The organism is Burkholderia sp. LS-044 (assembly GCF_004803625.1).
Lineage (GTDB): Bacteria > Pseudomonadota > Gammaproteobacteria > Burkholderiales > Burkholderiaceae > Burkholderia > Burkholderia cepacia.
The window spans coordinates 1-18,000 of the sequence record NZ_SSWO01000037.1; the positions used below are offsets into that span (position 1 = coordinate 1).

Consider the following 18,000-nt stretch of genomic DNA (forward strand, 5'->3'; position numbering starts at 1 on the left):
TCCATCTTTGCCACAACAACGCTTTTTGTTCGGCGGATAGCCCACACCGCTTCTTCTTGCTCACCTACCTTACCTCCTGGGGCGACATTAGACCAGAAGGTGTTGCGATGACCGGTTGAATCCACCGCGGCTTTTTTAGAATGTCGCGCTCCTCGGTCACGCGTTTGAGCTCGGCCTTCAGTCGCCGAACCTCGGCGCTCTGATCCAGCTCCGCTTGCCGCACGACGTCGGGCCTGCCGAACTTCAGTTTCCAGGCGTAAAGGCTGTGGGTCGTGATGCCCAGCCGCTGCGCCACATCCGCCACCGAATGACCCCGTTCGGTTACCTGTTTGACTGCCTCGATCTTGAACTCATCCGTGTACCGCTTGCCGCTCATCCTGACCTCCTCGGTTGCCATAAATTATGGCTCGAAGATGTCTACGAAAGGCTGGCCGGTCCAGTGCGGGCATGGCTGAGGGTGATATGCGGTGCACGACTAACCTGGCATTGCTGCTTTCGCGCTACCCGAACGAAGCGGAAGACGGCATAGAGTCGGCGGAACTGATTCACAAGGCTGCAGACGCGGGAGACCTAATTGCCAGAGCAGCAATAGACCAAGGAAAGCGCAGTCGCCGCAAAGCTTCCTGACTCAGCGTTGCGGGCAAAGGGCTGTGGGCCACCGTTCGTGGTCAGTGATAGCGCGGGCGCCGGGAAAGCGCCCGACATCCGTTTTCTCCATCACTCCCCCAAGCGTTCGTGATTGTCGTTTGGAACCTGGAGCGCTCGCTTCCGCGTTGTCGCTCGAATCCTGATGGATGTCGGAGACAGGACCTCGACGACCATGGGCGTCATCTGCGGCAGCGTCTGGAATCGTCCACGCAGCGCCGGACCGCCAAATATCCGCGGTGACCCGTTGCTGGTTGCTGTCCGGTTAATCGTTCCCAAGACGGGCTGCGCTTCGTCGCGGAAGAAAATCTCGATGGTGTCTCCATCAGCGCCGAGCAGTGTCGACGACGCGACGCCTCCGTTGAAAAAGCCCTGGTTCCAGTACGTCGGCTGCAACGTGAATTCGAACGACGCCGTGGGCTCGGGCGCCGACGCGCCGCATTCCAGTTCATGGGGTGACAGCCCTGCCATGGGGGCCCTGTCCGTTGTTTCGCGCTCTCTTTGGCCTTGAGCCAGCCGCTGGCCGTTGAAATTCCATTCCGGCGCAAGCTCGGCGATGATGCTGTCCTCGAGACCGGCGGCGAGGTTGAGGTGGAACGCCCCGTAGCGCATCAGTCCATTGTCGGGCAGCACATAAACGTCGACGGCAACGCGCTTCGCAAGCAGCTCGCGGATGCGCTTGTTGTTGCGGATGTTGGTCGTGCTCGTCGGGCCCGGCGACAGATAGCCGGCCATGCGTTTTCTGAACGTCTGCGTGGACTTGCCCACATATTTCACGTCTCCGTCGCAAACGAATGCATATAGGATGTTGCGCTACTCGCCGTGCTGCCGGATGGCCACATGAAGAGCACCGTCCTTAAGAAACCAGTGGCCGGCTACCTGGAAGCCGATATCGACCAGTCTGTTCGTTGGACTCACGCAGGGCTTTGCACAGGGTCACAGTTTATACGCCAAATATGCGCGGATGAGGGCTGTTCGGAGCAACGCAGGTCATCCCAACGCGATGCACGCTTGTTGCATCTTTGACGTTCTTCCCGGGGGAGGTCAGCGCATTCAGGCAGCGACCGGCGAAAGACATTAGGAAGCGGCGAGGCAGCTGAAGCAGGGTATGCCATACGACGTCACCCTGATTGCCGACGTCTAAAATCACTGCTGCACGGCGATAACAAGGCTGCAGAAAGCGGCCATCGGGGAAGCGAATGCAGACGAGACTTCAGGCCATCATAGACGAGGCGCGGCCACGCCGCGCGATGTTCACCACTTTCACCTTCAGCGCCAACTGGTTTGAATCCTTCTGCCTGCCGCTCCTGAGGGTCTCCGGCTGCCAGAAGGTCGACATGCTCGTCGATTCGCGCGAAGCCTGCAAGTCGACGGACGAAACGTCGAGTCTCTACGCTGGCACCCAATATCGGGTCATTCCGGTCCGTCAGGCATCTGGTGGATTCTTCCACCCAAAGGTTGCCTACCTCGAACTCAGCTCCGGTTCCGACGTCCTTGTGGTCGGTAGCGGCAATCTGACGGCGCAAGGCCAGAACGCGAATCTCGAGGTGCTTGACTCCGTCAGTGCGCTCGAACACCCGCTGGTGTTTGAAGCCTTCGCAGACTTTGCCGAGCAATTTGCAAAGACGCCGGGGCTCTCCGAAAAAGCGTCGGCCAGCCTCCGGTACTACGCGCAGCGTGCGCGCCAGGTCGCGGCCCTTGCACCCGTCAATGCACGGCAGAATCCGACCGCCTGGCTGGTCCATACACTGAAGGGGCCTGCGGGAAACCAGTTTGCAGAACTGGTTCTTGAACAGCTTCCTGATGCAGCCACGTTGGCTGCATACGGCCCGTATCTTGACCCTAAGGCGAACGCCGTATGTGAACTGGCTGAATTGTGTGGCGTGCCTGAAATTGCTCTGGGTGCGCAACTCATCGGCGAGAAATACGTGATTCGGGTCGAGGACAAGCACAACCTACCCCCAGGGACGCGTTTCGTGGTGCCGGATGGTCCGAAACTGCACCGGTTTGCTCACGCGAAAATCTTCGAAGTCCGCGGGTCTGCCGGTTGCATGGTGATGACGGACTCGGTCAATGCCACCAAGCAGAGTCTTTTCGGCCGTGAGAATGTCGAGCTTTCGCTTGTGCGCAAGCTCGAGCAGCCCCCGTTCACCTGGAAGGCGCTGGAAGGCGACGAACTTGCGAACGCGAAATTCGAGGCCTGCGAGTTTAAGTCGCCTAAGCTCGGCCACGCGGCGCCGGCGCTCGACGCCCAATGGCTGTCAAACGGCAGCATCACGGGTACGGTTTCGCCGTGTCCGGCGCAGCGGCAGGCCACGCTTGAAGTGTGGCGCGAGGACGAGCTTGAATGTGGACCGATTGAAGGGGTGCCTATCCAGGCAGACGGCTCGTTTGCTGCGCCCGGCCAGATACTCCCGGATGAGGAGGGCGCACGACGTCTGCGCCTCGAGGCAGGTGACTTCACAGTGACGGGCTGGCTGAACGTCGAGGTTGAACTCGACGCCAACCCCTGGGAAAAGGCGTTGCATCGCGCTATCCGCCGCATCAAGCAGGGGGCGAAGCCTAACAACCGTGATTTGCTCCCCATCCTGCACTGGATGGTGTCCGTCCTGCATCGCAAACCAGAGCAGGATGCCACGGGGGCACACGAGTCCGGTCCGAAAGAGGGCGAAGCGAGCAAGGCGCCGCCAAACAAGCCGAGACGCATCGAACCGCGCCCCTATAACGACTGGCGTCCTGATGACGAGCCAGGCCTGCGCATTCCTCCGAAGACGGCCGAGCAAGCGATGGCGGCTGCTTTCAAAAGCCTGACCGCCAGTATCCTTTCCTCGAGTCTTTCGCGCGGCCCCCGTAGCAAGCTTGTGATTATCGATTCGGAGAAGAAGGAGTCAGGCAAGGACAAACCCGACGAACCCGAGGAGCAGAAAGCGTGGGAGGCAATGTATGAAAAGCTTCCCGCGGCCTTGGAAAAAGACGCCACCGCGCCGATAGTGTCGGGCATCGTCGCGAGCGCTGCGGCCGACGTCTTGGGTGAGCACATCGATATTGTCAAGGCAGGCGGCACGCTGCCACCCGCGCGAAGCATTGAAGCGCTGGCCTTTGTCGCGACGGACCCATTTGGCCTTGGCGACTGGCTGACGCAGTACACGGGTTATGCGTACGATGACGATAACCGCGAGCGGCTTCTTTCCGTCTTCTGCACGTTCGCTTGCTGCACATTCGACATTTCGCCGACGCTTGCGACAGGTGCGCTGAAGGAACAGCTGCAGGAGTTTGCATTGCGCGAGCTAACGCTTGAGGACTGGCTCGCGGCGCTCGAGAAAGGACTCGCGTCGGACGCGTTCGACAGTGTGCCGAGCGACGCGTATGAGCGGCTCCGGTCACATGCCGCGACGATAGTTGCCGGCCTAACCCAGCAGGAAGAACTGGAGCAGATGGTCGGCTCTGTTTTCGGGGACGCACAGGCAGTCACTCCGCCCAACCCGCGCTATCAGCACATTCTTGAGCGCTTGCTGGCCCTGAAGTCCAGCCCGCCATCGAAAGGCAAGCCTTCTTTTGGCGTGATTCCGCAGAAGCTGCCGACGACGAGGAAACCGGGCTGTCCGAACTGCAAAGGAGAATCGATACACGGGGTCAGTGAAGTGAGAGCGCTCGAGACACACAGGGTGACGATTCACCCGACGTGTGGAAAGCCGGTCTTCGCGGGAATTCGTAACGCGGAGCTTCAGCGCTTCAATGTGCCGCACGAACTGTACATCGACTGGAACAAGTGACATGCACGCAGCCCCCGTTTTTACCACGCGCGCCAAGACAGCGACCATCATCGACCCGCTCGGCTTGCAAAACGCGAACATGTCCCTCTACCGGACGCTGTTCTTCGGCATCAACAATGTTGTGGACTCCATCCGCGTGTATTCGGCCTTTTGCTGGATGGTCAGGCTGGCGAGCGAGCGTGCCGACGCGATACCCAAGGAAAAGGCCGAGGAGCGGCGCGAGCTCTGCGCGGGAGCACTGGAGAAAATTGACCTGCTGCTGGTGTGGTGTAACCGCACGGAGCGTAGCGGCCTGCCGGGCACTGAACGGGTATGGCCCGAAGGGGACGAGCCCGCTACGTTGCGGCTCGCGAAAATCCTCAGCAAGGCACAGGAGGAAAAACAGAAGGCAACAGGCAACGTCAACACGGCGCGCGGCGCCTATCTGATGACCGCTCCCCAGTACAGGCCGAGCATCATCAACGGCTTACGGTTTCTCGCGCACTCCACTCAAATCAAGGGCTTTTACGAGCTGACCAGCGCGGGAAAAGAGCTTGCAGATGCCTTCGCGAAGCATCTCGATGAAGTCGTAGCCCAGTATCGGAGCGACGCGATTCCCCGGGGTGACGACCCAGAAAGAATGCGAGAGTTGGCAGAGTGGCTGGCGGACCCGGAAGACCTGTCGATAGTGCCTGCTCGAGTTCCGGAGCTCTATCCGTTGTTGCGCCTGGATAAGCCCCATCGGGACGAGCAGGAAGCATTTCTCAATAGATATCTACCGTCGCCTGGAGCCCAGCCCGAAGACCTGGGTGAGGAATGGCGGTATCGCCACCAGGGCATCACACTTGTCCTGCGCGCCATTATCGCTGCCGAAAAGGGCCCTGGCGTTGTCGAAGGCTATGTTCCGGAAGAAATCGTGCGGCATGCGATGGGGAGCGGGCTCGCGCCAGACGGGACGAAGGTTGACATTGCCGAGCTGATTGAGGCGCGCGGCGTCTGGGCCAGCCTTCAGGTCCGGCAGTATTTGAAACTGGCTCTGGAGACGCTCTTGCGCCTCACCGAGGTTGAAACGAGGCGCCTCATGGTCACCGATGCACATCGAATCCAGCAGGTGGCCGACGCAGTTGCTAACCAGGCGTCTGACGGAGAGCACGCGCAATCGCCCCTGAGCTTCTGGCTGAATCGATGGAAAACCGGGCAGGGCAGCGCCGATACGCTTTATGAAGCCGGCGCCGTAGCGCATGCCAAGCCGGCCATCAGGAGCCTTCCCGTCCTCTTCGAGGAGCTGAAGAAGAATATTGGGTTTCGCTCGGAGAGCGGGGCACGGAAGGCTGTGTATCAGGTGCTCGGTGCGTTGACATATTGCGCTGTTGAGGCCGGCAACTGGAAAGGTAACGACGCATATCGACTGGCCGATGGCCGGGACCGGCTTGCGCCACAGCGGCTGGCCGAGCTGGCTGACCGATACGCCGCTCGCCCCGCGGACGAGTTCCTCTCAATGATAGTCCGGGACTTCGTCGTCAATCTGCATTTCAAGGTCGCGCGTGAGCGTGCCGAGACTGAGCCCACCAATCCGCGCGAACGCTACATTCTCGTTCCCGGCGACGAAGGTATTGAACTCAACCTCGACCGCGAAACAACCTTTAAGCCGCCTGTGCTGACGGACCGGTTGCTCTGCGCCATGCTGCTGCTGACGCAGACGGGGTTGCTCAAGAAAGCTGAAACAATGGGTATGCACGCGTTCAAGGTGACACCGAAGGGCTACGAACGCGCGGCCGAATTCATTCCAGCATCGCACACGGGTGAGTCCGGGCCGGCATTGGCACCGACGAGTGTCCCTCAGGACCTTCCGGCGGTCGCGTGATAGGCCAGGACGAGTCTGCACCTCCAGAGACTCATGGCAAGAAAGCGCCAGCTGGACGACCAGGGCTGCTGCCGCGGGGCGCGAAACACGTACCGATGCCAGCGCATCCTGCATCGATAAAGCCGCGGATTCAGGAAAGGACAGTCCGTTCAAGTCCTTGCAAAGGGCGGTGCGCGGGTAAGCGGAGAAGGTATCGGCTAGGATATAAATCGTCTCGCTATTTTCTTGTGAACGCAGCGCACGGGTCGTAACCGCCGAGTAGGCGGCTTAGAAAATACGCAGTCTCGTCTTGACCTTGGTCAGCCGGACGTCTCCGTGCAGTCGCTGCATTCCGTTAGCGGAGTTTGGACACGGAGCGTTGTGACCGGGCAGGGCGGGTAGCGGGTCGCCTCTCACGGGTTAGTGACAAGCGTCGGGCATTTCTCGTAGTCGGGGCCACGCCCTGATTGAGTAAAATGGCACCGTGTGTCACGTGCCACCGGAGACTCTCTTGTCTGAATCCAAAAACAACGACGCTTGTGCCTCCGTTCCACTGAATTTGAACCGGTCGGACCCTCCCAAGTTTTACGAGATGAACTGGGAGGCTTTCGAGGAGTTGACGCGTGCACTCCTTGGCCAAGAGCCGGACCTAAGGTTGGCGGAACCATTCCGCATTCACGGGCAGAAACAATACGGAGTCGATTCCCTTGCGCAACTGAAATCCGGCGACGGTATTGCGGTTGCGTCGAGCAAGTGTTACGAACAGGTAACCGTGACTCAACTCGCCGATTGGTCGGACGACTTTCTGGACCATCTGGAGAAGTTTTGGGCACCTAAAAATGTGCATCGATTTGTTTTGGCTGTTGGGTCGTCGGTGAACGAACGTGGCCTGGCGGAGGCGGTGGAAAAGGAAAAAGCTCGATTCGCTGCCAAGGGAATCGACTATCAGGTTTGGGCGCCGCATCAACTCCAGGACCTCTTGCGTCCGCACCGAGGAATCGTTTCGCAATATCTCGGTCCAGATTGGGTTCCGCGCCTATGCGGCGAGCCCGAGCGGTCTTATTCCAACGCCAATGTCGTCAACGTGTCCGTTCATCTGTGGGTGTACGCCTTGGCGGACCCACTTCAGTTGGCGCGCGCGCTTGAAAGCGTACGCGAGCCGGTCGCAAGGCTTGCTCAGGCACCTGAGGAGTTCAACTTGCTCCACCGCTCGCAACTGCCCCTGCAGGAAGCAACGTTTTCCACCTGGCACACGTGGACAGAAGCGGCGGCATGCGATACGTCATTGGCCCCTGGGGCCGATGAAGACGAGCGAGCCCCCGTTTTACAGACTCGATTGAGTCAGGATGAGACACCTGACCGCACTGTGAATTCGGTTCACGGAAAGCTTGAGCATTGGCTCTTCATCTCCCTACTGGAAAATTGGTATCTCAAGAACGGGACATTGAAGAAGTCACGCTGGAAGCTGACTTCATCCATGTCCTTGGCCTACGCCATGCTGGTCGACCCCACTGATGGCAAGGCGCATGTAGAGTTCTTCCTTAACGAAGATAAGCTCGATTTGCGCAGTTTTTTGCACAGGGCGTGGTCCGGCCACAAAGCGCATAGTGCAATGTTGACAGGTGTCCCGGATAGACTTGTCGTCTTTACTCACCCCCGGGACTGGTACCTTGTGTGGGACGACGAGGAGGAACTGGGAGATGCGCGCGATGTGACCGAACTCCTGGCGAACCGAGGGTTATTTGAAAGAAGTTCTGGAAACCCGGATTCTCCGGCGGCGAAGTCGCTGCTGGAAACGCTGCTCAGGCTGTTCGCGTGTGAGCAGGCCAACCTAGACGAAACCGAAGACCCCTTTGAGTTCTCCGAAGAGGCGGAATCGGACGATGAACAAGGGGGCTGGGGCGACGCGCATTTCTCCGAGCACGAAGGGGAACCGGTCGAATGCGAGGATGACGAGCAGGAGAGCCTTTGGGACGCGATGTGCGAGCAAAATCCCGGCTTCTTCCACGGTCCGTGGGACGACACACGGTTGGCCGAACTCGGTGCTGCAGTATCGCGGCTATTTTCCGGTTCGTATCACACCGGTGAGTTTGCACCCACTAGCGAAATTCTGCCGCGCAACGTCCTGGTTGCCCGCCGACTCACTGACTCATGGCTACTCCTATCCGGAAACCGTCGTCAACCTCCGACGGTAGACTGGTCGGATACTGAATTCAAACCGTACTTCTTCCGACCAGCGCGAAAAAGCGGAGTTTGCGTGTGATGGCCGTCATGCCGAGGTGCAAGACGGATTGTTGAACTCACAATCCAATTGTGCAATGTACAGTTGCGATACTGGGTCAACGGTACTCAGGGGGCGACGCTGTAGAGCCGGACTGGCAGAGGGCACAGCCTTGGTACGAACTCGGGGGGGCTGATGGGCAACAAGGGGCGTAATTTCGCGCTTGGTCTGCATTGGGATTACGGCCCCCGTCGGGACGATTCCAGCAAGGACGTCAGTCATGGGACTGATGGACCTCGGCAATGGTGTACCCTTCCTTTAGGCTCCACTCGTTCTGTACGCGTGAACTTCGCAACCCCATTCACAGGCAAGCCCGCAAAACCGCATCTCTCGGGATTGTTCCTGCTCGACCCGACTGTGCTCATGAAGCTCAGTGGACATCCGATGCAGGCGATGTTGAGAGAAGCCCTTGGCGAGGCGAGGGCCAAGCGATTGGAGCGTGCGCTACGCGATAACACGGAGTCTCCAGAGCTCCTGGACGCACTTCTCGATGCGTTGCCCGACTGGCCTATCGAGATTACGGCCCAGCTGCGACGGGCTGCCGCCGGGGACAAGGCGGCCGCCGACATCCTTGCCGAACAGGGGCCGTGGGAAACCTTCTACGCCGTCCGCACGGAGCCACTGACCTACAGCAACGAATATCGACTTGCATTGGAGCGCGCATCACGGCCCGCCGAGGCTGCGTTTAGGCGAGGGGACTACGGCGTGTGCGCACAACTGCTCGGCGTGAATCCAGTGCTCAAGTCATTGGTGTGGGACGACGCCGTGCAGGCGCTGACGCGGGTGAAGGATGATGAGGACATCCTCGCGTTCCAGTTCATAGTCGCGATGGAGGTCGAGCTCAGTTGCCTCGCCGCGTTGGATGTTCAGCTTGGCGTCAGCGACCAGGTCAAAGAACCGATATTTTCCGCGCTCCTGCAAGACCCGGAGCATCCTAATCGGAATCCGCCGGCGTTGTTTTTCCAATGGCTCAGGCAGGCCACCGGGCTGAGCACGCTTGCCGAGATTGAGGCACGGCTATCGCTCGTCGGTACGCCCGTTCATCTGGTGACACTCAAGAATTGGAGTCGTGGCCAGCAGATACCGATCTTCGCGTGGCTAAGGTTGCTCGTGGCACTCTGCCCGAACGAGGCGGACCGGCAATGGGCGGAATGGCTGTATTGGGCCACAAAGCTGTTGAACCTGCTGGGCCATTACTCGACTCGATTCGTGAAACTGACGCAGCGGCAATTTGCTGAGGCAACGCATCCAGCAGCCGAACAGCATGAGCCACTGTGGCTGCGATTTCCCCACCGCTACAGCACCTTTGGCGACTGGGCCCGAGGACGTTACCCACATTGGTTCACGTACCACCGGGCCCGAATCACGGATGCATAACGCGCTGACAGCGGGGGCGTTCTCGCCCGCCTATCGTTTGCTGCCTTGCGAGCTCGACTGCGACCGCGCCGGCGCATTGGTTCTGCCGCCGCCGGAGGGGCGTCCCGTAGTGCTGGGCCAGCCGCCAGTGCCCTTGGCAGTACCGGACTGGCTGCCTGTCTTTCCGCCTGAGGTGTTTCCGTTTGAGCTCTTTCCTGCTCCGTGTGCCATGTTGATTCTCCAGTGAGAGGGTCGGTTTCCGTTGACGGACCCAATGCCCGTCCACGAACCTAGTATTCGGCAACAGGAGGGTGGCATGGGTAGCGGTGTTTGGACACGGTGTGAGGTGACCGGGCGGCGCTCCCGTCGCCCGGGCTGACAAGCTGTCGACGTCAAGAAATTCCGTTCTTGTCAGCGGTTGGGTGACTCGCTAGAATGCGTCCAAGGTCCCTGCACCCAACCTATTCCCGGGTTAAAGCAGGAGCGCAGTGCCCATCTTCACAGCAACACGCCGGCCTACCGGGTCGATGCGTAATCGGGAAACGTCGACGACAACCGGAGTCATTCCATGGCTAGCATTGTGCTGTCCGAGGTTCCGCTTGCGAATCTCAAAAAGCTTTCCCGCGAGACGTTCCCTGCTATCAAGTCGTCACACCTGACCGAAGCGCTTGCCAGTGCGCTAGGTTTTCGCACTCATGCGTCGTTGCTTGCTGCGCTTGTGGTTCCTGCGACGGATGCCGATATCGTGCTTCTCGACGAGTTGCCCTTCAGGCAGCGCTTGAGCGACCTCGGCTACAAGGTGCCCGAGAAGTTCTCCTTCGAGGACTTCATCGAAGTTCGTTGGGGCACCGATAAGAAGACCGGGAGAGCCAAGAAAGTCAACGTCGAACGCCCACATGCGCACGAGACCACTTTGATTTCGACCGTCTGCAAAAACGGTTCGCCCGTGAAATATGAGAGTGCGCGCGCGAGGGCGTGGCGCAACCTACTAGTGAGCGCCGTGAATGCTGCACTCGAGCACAAGCTTTTCACGTTTCGCCCTGGCGACAACCGTTGGCCAAAGGAGCCCTACGGGGAGCATCGTTTCGAGTTCACATTGGCAAACGGCATGCCGGGAGCGGGTTTCGTCCGCGATGTCGGCTATGACGAACTGGTGGTCTACGCGACGGCCGAGCCCACGGACGGGCCCGTTCGCTGGGATTCGGAGCGGCAGGCAGGCTCTGCCACAGGGTTTGTTTTTCTGGAGCGGAGCCGCGGCGCGTGGCTGCAAAGCGCTGAGGGCACCTTCCATGGGACCCGGCCGGCGACAGCATCGCTGGCAGAGATGAGCGTAGCGCCGCATGGATATGGCGACCGCGGACAGGTCATCATGTGATGCAGAAGGGGGAGCCTCCGGTCGGAGTGCGGGCTAGCTCGATGTTTCTGAAGCGAAGCCAATGCTCCTGAGTTGGTTCCCACCTTAACACCCTGGTTGCCCCTCGACGCCTCCCGGCTTATCGCTGCTCGCCACCCACGGTACGCTCGAGCTTCGAGTAATCCGAGAGCGGGAAAAGCTCCAGGAAGGGTATAGACGGCATCGGCGGGTATTGGTGAAGGACTCCGTCACGCATGCGCAACGCATTGCGCATGGCTTCCGTGCCCGCGTCGCCATACTCCCGTCGCACCATGCCGGACACTGCGTACTGACGAAGGGAAACACTCTCTTTGCGGTCTAGCACGCGCAGAAAGTTCGTCCACTTTTCCGGGTTCACGCCAGAGGGCGTTTCATAGAGGGTTTTCAGGCTGCCGTCGCCGTCGACCGACATGAGAAATAGTTCCCTGAACCCGTAACCCTTTGGTTCCATCGAGTTGGGATACTGGGCACCGTGATGGCGGCGATAGTTCAGGATGCTGAACGCGTTGTCGACGATGTCTTTGACGGTCAGGCCGGTGACATCCTGGAGTTCCCGTACCAGCGCGCGCAAGGTGTTCGGAATGGCAGTCGGAGGCTCGAGCAGCCATCCGTCCTGTCGAAGGCCTTCAGCATACGAGCGCGCAAGCTCATACTTCACGTCTCGGCCACGGTCTTGAGGGCCATGGGCTGGCACCGGGCGCGCGAGGGCGCGATATACCTTGCCGTGGAGCGCGACTTCGTAAAAGGGCACCTCGTCGCCGAGTCGCAGTGACGCCAGCGCAGGGATGCCGTGGAAAATAGTGCCTACGTAATCCGCCATGTACAGCGCGTCTTTCTCCGCTATAAGTCCGGACCTCAGACCCGTGTCTTTACGACGGTCGGGGTCGAGCACGGCGGTGTGGGCCGTCGCCCCGCGTTCCGGCTCTTCAGCGGCGCCGCGAAGTGATTCGAGGACAGTGCTCACAGGTCGATTCCCCTTTCGAACGCGGCCACATTCTCCTGCATCTCTGCAATCAGGCTGCGAACGGTTTTTCCTTGAAGAAATGGTGCGAACATTTTCCGGTCGTTTGCCGTCAGCAGGCGCTTTCCATCAGGGTCCTGGGCAAGCATGACAAAGTAACGGCAGATTCGCTTTCTTTGCGTCAAAAAAACGTCTTGGGCGAGCAGGGATACGCGCCTGCGAGACTCCAGTATCTGCGCCGATGGAGCGTATCTGGCCATGGCATCGCGGAGTAGAGGAAGTGCTGCAGACATGTCTCGGTGGTAGAGCTGCGACTTGAGTGTCCGCTCCTCCGCGTCAGTCAGCCGAACATCAATACCTTTCCATTCCGCGGGCGCTGCTTCACCGCGTACAAGCGTCCATCGATTGCAGCGCCACTGGCAGATGGCCAGGCCGTGCAGCCCACGGGTGAGATAGGCACCGTCGAGAACCGGTGGTAGTGACGCCGGCAGCCAGTCTGACTCTCTCCTGTTGAGAAATAGGGCTGCGGTGTTTGCGGGTACGAACGCGCGCGAGGACCTCCTCTGGCGCCGTTCACGGGATGCTCGACGCGGTTTCACGTGAGGTTCTCAAGCGAGTTGACCCTCTCATTCTCGAAAGGCTCGCGCCGGAATACCACCGCGTGGTCGAGCGATAGGACGGACAGCGGGAGGGCATTGTCATAGCCCTGCTCAGCACAGAGCTCTTCCCACACCTGGTAGACCACACGCCAAGGTTTCTTGGCGATGCGCTGCACACCGGTCCAGAGGTAAAACTCGTCCCAGCGGATGGCAACGCTGCCCGTCAGCCAAACGGTGTCCATGGCCTGCTGGAGCAGCAGCTCGCGATGGCGTTCCATATCCCAACTCTCCATATCTGTGACATGGCACAACGATATCGGGTTTTTGTCTCAAGAGCAAGATATTGTTTCGTTAATCGTGAACTAAATAAATAAAGTCTCCTTATTTTAGAGGGGGCGCAGGGACGGTAAGTGCCGCCACAATAAGCGTAGCTTATTGGACGCAAGGGCAAAATGGGCAGGCTAGACGGATGCTCTAATTTCTGACGCATCCGAAGGTCCAGAAAAGCGAAGCATCTACGCCGTCGTGTGCAGGAGCACCCATGCCCGGTCAAACCGACCGATACCCAGCGGTTTGCGGCTATGACTGCACCGGTTCGGTTGTGCTCGCAATGGATGCCGCCTGGGGTGCCGAAGGGGGCGGCGTTGCGCTCAGCATGCCGCTCGGGATGGCAGTATGCATCGAGCCGGGTTGAACCTTTTCTAGGGTTGGATATAAACGCACCGCTCTACACGTGCCGTTACGTCGTCTTCTGGCACGTAACGGCACGTGTTGGCATCGAACGACCCTCGCGTGTCCCGAAAAACTGCTTCTCTGGGACCAACCATGAAACTTCTCGACCTCGACGAACTGGCGGCGCTGCTCGGGCGCAGTCCGGAGACGATTAAAAAAGACCTTCGGCGAAACCCCTTGTCGGTGCCGCCGCGCCTGCATATTCCGGGCACACGGTTACTGCGCTGGCGCGAATGCGATGTCGACGCCTGGCTTGCTGAACTGGTCGGCGGGGCGGCCCGATGATGTTGTTTCTCGACTCCACTGCGAATGAGTTGTCAGCCTTGCTGAGTCGGGCGTCGCGTGATGCGGACGCGCAACGCGCAGTTGCAGCTCGCGCGGAGGCGACACGCATCATCTCCAGCATGACTGCGGAACGCCGTGAAAGGCTCGTCGACGCAATCTACGACTATGTGAGCCAGGAGGGGCTTGATGGAGCCATTGAGGCTCACTGGTACAGTGTTGCTCGTTTCCTATCGGACGGAGCGGAGCGGCCGGCACCTGAAGCGGGCGCAATGACGTCGGCAAGCCAAGCTGACCCAGCAACTAGGCCCGTCGACGTCGTCGCGCAAGCGGACAGCATCGTCACCCCGTGTTACGAGGTATTCTCCGGCCACGGTGCCGTTCCGACGAGTTTCGTCCGCGCGGCGGCATTCGCAGATACGACGGTCGGACTGAAGATTTTCGCGGTACTCGGTATGCGCGAGGTCGCTGTAGAGCGAGGCGAGATACCGCTGAATCTGACGCACCTCAAGGTGCTGATTTACCTTTCCTCGATGGTGAAATCGTATGATGCGGTCCTCGGCGCGAATGTCAGATTCAATCCGAGAGCCGTAATCAGGGCACTTGGATGGTCAATAACAACATCAGCCTGCGGCGTCTTTACGATGCGCTGGAAGCGCTCGCCGGCACAACTATCCGCATCCGTGAACAAGGCGTGTTCGATGTGGAAGAGGCGGCAAGCCTCATTGGTCGTCGAGTCACCAGTCTCACGGTGCCCCAAGCCGGAAAAAGAGCAGACTGGCAGGTCCAGATTCTGGCCACGTTGATGAACGCCATGCAACGCTTTCGCACGTTCATCGATTTCCGGACGCTTGCCGTCCTTCCTAATGGCGCTGCGAGTCACCTTTATCTGTTGCTGAAGTCCGAAGCAGGGCGGGAGACAGAGTGGCCGGTCGCCAGGCTGGCCGAGATAGCGGGACTCACCTCCCGTAGCGGGAGTCATGTGAAAGCGAAGCTGACCGAAGCACTTGAAGTGTTGGTTTGTGGCAAGGTGCGGAAAAGCGCACGAGGGAAGGCCGTACATACCGAAGGGAAGGGCGTGGCGATGGGGGCCGACAAGAAGGGAAAGCCGGTTTTCCGTTCCACCAATCGGCAAACACTGAGTTTCTCACCTCTCGTCAAAGCATTCACCTTCAGGACTGACAGTCGCGGACAGGAGCGATTGAAAATCACCCTCGCTGACTAGGACGCTCGGTTCACTGCATTTTCGCGATTTCTCGTGGATGAACGACAGGTTAATGGCGATAAAACGGACCGTAGAGTGCGGTTGGGCGATGTAGTAAACGGGTCGCGCGGCCTCGAATGCGGGAGTAGTAAAGCGGTCGAAACTCGATAGTAAAAGCGTGAACAGCCGAAAAGGCTGGGACGCTGGGCTGATAAGGCGTTCAGGCACTTTGGATGAAGCAACAAATAAGGTTAACCAAATCTCTTATTAAGAGAGTCTTTTGTTAACTTAGATAGGTTAAAGAGTCGCCCACGCCTACCACCGGGTGCAAGTGCGGGAACCCGCCTTCTAAAGCATGCAGTGCTGTATCGCGGAGGAAGGTTCAACTCGAGGGGGGGGGCTAATTTTGTGGAGCAAGTCTGGGGCAACCAGCGGCAGCCTTGAGAGGAAGAGCACGTGGGAGGGCGTTGCCCTCCTGGAGCAGGAGTACCAGGCGGTGAGCGATTAGGTTCGGACATCGGTTTTTGTACAAGGCCCCTTCCACTGGGCGACAGCCCCTGGCATGCTTTTCTGATTTTCGAACATGCATGGGTTAGACCCTTGGCATGGTCCCGAGGCTGTCATTGCCGGAAGGCAACTTGTGCGTAGTTCCTGTCGCCGTCAAGCCTCCGTTGGGTGCCGCCCTATAGTCAGGGAGCCAGCCGTGCTACGAACGGTCCGGACGGCGGTAGAACGGGCGAACAACAGAGCAGGTGGCCATAACCGGTTGTCGCGCTCACTGGCGAACGGGAGCACAAGGACTCACTTGTTGAGTAGAAAAACAAAAACGGGCATCTCCATAAAGTAGGCGATACCTCAACCGTTAACATGGAGAGCGAGCGTTACGGCGTGACACGGCCGGACTAATTTGACGACTTGAGGCAAGCAGTCACGGTCACGTTCGGCGGCGCAAACGAAACGATGTTCAATCGCACTTAGGTCGATGCTCTCCAGTTGACCGAAGGCGAAGCCCGCCGTTCGGGGCCATGTCTTGCCTGTCGCTTCGTTAATCGCTGGAGTGTTTTCCAGGCACCGGAAAAGGTTGTGCGCGAGCGTATCCTTGCCGCCGGTGGCCATGGCCGCATGGCGGACACCGTTGATAACCTGCTCGCCTCGTACTGGGCGCTCGTTTCTTCTCGACCGGCAACGGCCGAGGGAGAGGGGCAGATGACCGTGAGGGCGAATCCCCACGCGCCCGAGGCGGATGCGCGAGTAGAATTGCTGCAATGGCCTCCGGCATGGCATGAGCGCAATCGACTCGAGAAGAATTGCTGGCGGATAGCCATGCGAAAAGAAGCGAGAATTGGGGGCCAAATGAATTTGCAACATCTGGCGGAGGCGGAAGAATGCCTCCGAGCGGCAATCAAGTTGAGCGACGTGCCGTTTTTGGGGCTGATGAGAGACGCCCTACCTCCCCTAGTTATCACTAGCATCGACTTGCTGACCTTGGGTAATCCCGGTGTAGACATGTACACCGATTACCTTCGCCGCTTTCCCGCACTGTTTTCTGTCCATTTGACCGCCTGCATTATGGAGGGGATGGGGCGGGACGGGCATTTTGAACTCTATTCCCACATCCAGCGAGCGATAGGAGCAGAGTGGACTCCTTCCCAGCAACAGCGAGAGGTCCTTTGGCGGGGGTTTAGGCGAGCGATTCTCGAACTAGGGTTTGAGCCTTCGCCGCTAGTTTCCGGGCCGCATTTCATGGCCAACGAATATTTGCGTCAGGCCGGGGTCCCGCTTGCATTTGCTGATGACCTGGCTGAACGCATGCTTTCCTTCGCGCGAAGGCTTGGCTTGCCAGACGGTGACGACCCGGACGCAATAATGAGTTGGCAGAGGGCATTGGAGGAGCGGCTGAACCCACCGTTTAGCATGACTGCAAGGAAGGCGGTCTCGCTCGACGCGAAAGGGTATTACACACAGGCCTTCCTGCGCGTTAGCGCGACGCAGGGTACTTCGGCTGCCGTTGAGCCGGGCAACCCTCTCGAACGGGCGATGGCGCGGGCATTCGAGCGGCAGGGGAACTCACATGCATTTCGTCGTGCGTCGCTCCCGTATGTCACCTTCAATGATGGGCAAGTGGGAATATTTGTTCCCGGTGGAGACGAGCGTGATTTTGAGTTTCAGGTAGACGGCAAAGTCCAGCTACATCAATCGAACATTGAGGATGCTTTTGTCCCGTTGAGCAATCCTCTTACGCGGGAGGTCATCATCAAGGAGAGAGCCGGGATGCAATCGTCCCGGTGCCAACTTTGGGAGGACAGCAGGCCAAATCGGTTGCTGCTTTTCACGGACGCGGGGCGCTTCAAGTGTGCGGTACAACTGCAGGCCAACCCGGCAGTGCCAGTCATCATCGCGCCCGGGACATACACCTGTTTGAGTCGGTTCGAGCCAGTCGGAATTGAGGTTGAGGAACTATTGGATGCGCCTGCCTTGCATACCTTTGGGTTCTCCGTTCACCCTGGGCAATCGACGACGATAAAGCATGGCCCAGCATCACTGACCTTGCAGGGAGAGAGTCAACCATACTGGCAGTGGACCGGGGCAAGCCGAACAACCAAGGAGGGGGTGGACGTCTATTTCGGCAAGTTGGAATTTGCCGTGGAGTTCCCGGTTGAATGGTCCCAATTTGCGGGCGGCCGGTACGTCATAAATCTCTCGGCGTCCGGAAGCGCTACGAAGCTTCAATTGCCCTTCACGGTGGACGCGTCATCTCGGGCCGTAATCGCGATAGCCGATGCTATGACGGCACGCGAGTGGGTACCCGGATTTGTGAAGCTACTCGTAAGCACCCGGTAAAGGCACCGAGGCTCGGGAGGTGCCGCTGATCAAGCCACGGCGAGCGTCCAGCGATGCGGAAGCAGCGACGCGATGTCGTTGGCACGATGCGTGGGCAGTCGGGTGAGCACG

Annotated in this window: 12 protein-coding genes and 1 pseudogene; 8 read left to right on the forward strand and 5 right to left on the reverse strand. The window is 59.2% G+C overall.

Annotated elements, in window-relative coordinates; all coding sequences use genetic code 11:
• Positions 1-118: 118 nt before the first annotated feature.
• Together E9536_RS40720 and E9536_RS41995 are read right to left on the reverse strand one after the other, a co-directional pair.
• Positions 119-376: pseudogene (locus E9536_RS40720) on the reverse strand (transposase); the annotation flags it as partial.
• A 341-nt stretch (positions 377-717) separates the two neighbouring features.
• A complete protein-coding gene (locus E9536_RS41995; RefSeq protein WP_211097539.1) occupies positions 718-1,413 on the reverse strand; it encodes a GIY-YIG nuclease family protein in 696 nt (231 codons plus the stop codon).
• Between the two features lie 431 nt (positions 1,414-1,844).
• Here E9536_RS41995 and E9536_RS40730 point away from each other — a divergent pair, with 431 nt between their 5' ends.
• The 5 genes from E9536_RS40730 (at position 1,845) to E9536_RS40750 (ending at position 11,252) form a co-directional block, all read left to right on the forward strand.
• Positions 1,845-4,418 (forward strand): hypothetical protein, encoded by a 2,574-nt coding sequence (locus E9536_RS40730; RefSeq protein ID WP_136473253.1) that lies wholly within the window; start codon positions 1,845-1,847, stop codon positions 4,416-4,418.
• Position 4,419: 1 nt separating this feature from the next.
• A complete protein-coding gene (locus E9536_RS40735; protein WP_136473255.1) occupies positions 4,420-6,261 on the forward strand; it encodes a hypothetical protein in 1,842 nt (613 codons plus the stop codon).
• Positions 6,262-6,751: 490 nt separating this feature from the next.
• A complete protein-coding gene (locus E9536_RS40740; protein ID WP_136473257.1) occupies positions 6,752-8,503 on the forward strand; it encodes a hypothetical protein in 1,752 nt (583 codons plus the stop codon).
• A 300-nt stretch (positions 8,504-8,803) separates the two neighbouring features.
• A complete protein-coding gene (locus tag E9536_RS40745) occupies positions 8,804-9,898 on the forward strand; it encodes a hypothetical protein (RefSeq protein WP_136473259.1) in 1,095 nt (364 codons plus the stop codon).
• A gap of 547 nt (positions 9,899-10,445) precedes the next feature.
• Positions 10,446-11,252: a hypothetical protein gene (locus E9536_RS40750; RefSeq protein ID WP_136473261.1), complete on the forward strand. Its 807-nt coding sequence runs from the start codon at positions 10,446-10,448 to the stop codon at positions 11,250-11,252.
• Positions 11,253-11,370: 118 nt separating this feature from the next.
• Here E9536_RS40750 and E9536_RS40755 read toward each other — a convergent pair whose 3' ends face one another.
• The 3 genes from E9536_RS40755 to E9536_RS40765 form a co-directional block, all read right to left on the reverse strand.
• Positions 11,371-12,234 (reverse strand): hypothetical protein, encoded by an 864-nt coding sequence (locus E9536_RS40755; RefSeq protein WP_136473263.1) that lies wholly within the window; start codon positions 12,232-12,234, stop codon positions 11,371-11,373.
• Positions 12,231-12,524: a hypothetical protein gene (locus tag E9536_RS40760; RefSeq protein WP_136473265.1), complete on the reverse strand. Its 294-nt coding sequence runs from the start codon at positions 12,522-12,524 to the stop codon at positions 12,231-12,233. Before E9536_RS40760 ends, E9536_RS40755 begins: the two co-directional genes overlap by 4 nt.
• A 302-nt stretch (positions 12,525-12,826) precedes the next feature.
• Positions 12,827-13,108, reverse strand: coding sequence for a hypothetical protein (locus E9536_RS40765; protein ID WP_136473267.1), 282 nt, complete (start codon positions 13,106-13,108; stop codon positions 12,827-12,829).
• A gap of 547 nt (positions 13,109-13,655) precedes the next feature.
• Here E9536_RS40765 and E9536_RS40770 point away from each other — a divergent pair.
• From E9536_RS40770 to E9536_RS42000, 3 genes are all read left to right on the forward strand, one after another.
• Entirely contained in the window at positions 13,656-13,847 is a 192-nt protein-coding gene (locus E9536_RS40770) for a hypothetical protein (RefSeq protein ID WP_211097540.1), read from the forward strand.
• Between the two features lie 604 nt (positions 13,848-14,451).
• Positions 14,452-15,069 (forward strand): hypothetical protein, encoded by a 618-nt coding sequence (locus E9536_RS40775; RefSeq protein ID WP_136473269.1) that lies wholly within the window; start codon positions 14,452-14,454, stop codon positions 15,067-15,069.
• A 972-nt stretch (positions 15,070-16,041) separates the two neighbouring features.
• Positions 16,042-17,889 carry a hypothetical protein gene (locus E9536_RS42000; protein ID WP_211097541.1) on the forward strand — a complete coding sequence of 616 codons (1,848 nt, stop codon included), beginning with the start codon at positions 16,042-16,044 and terminating at the stop codon, positions 17,887-17,889.
• Positions 17,890-18,000 lie beyond the last annotated feature (111 nt).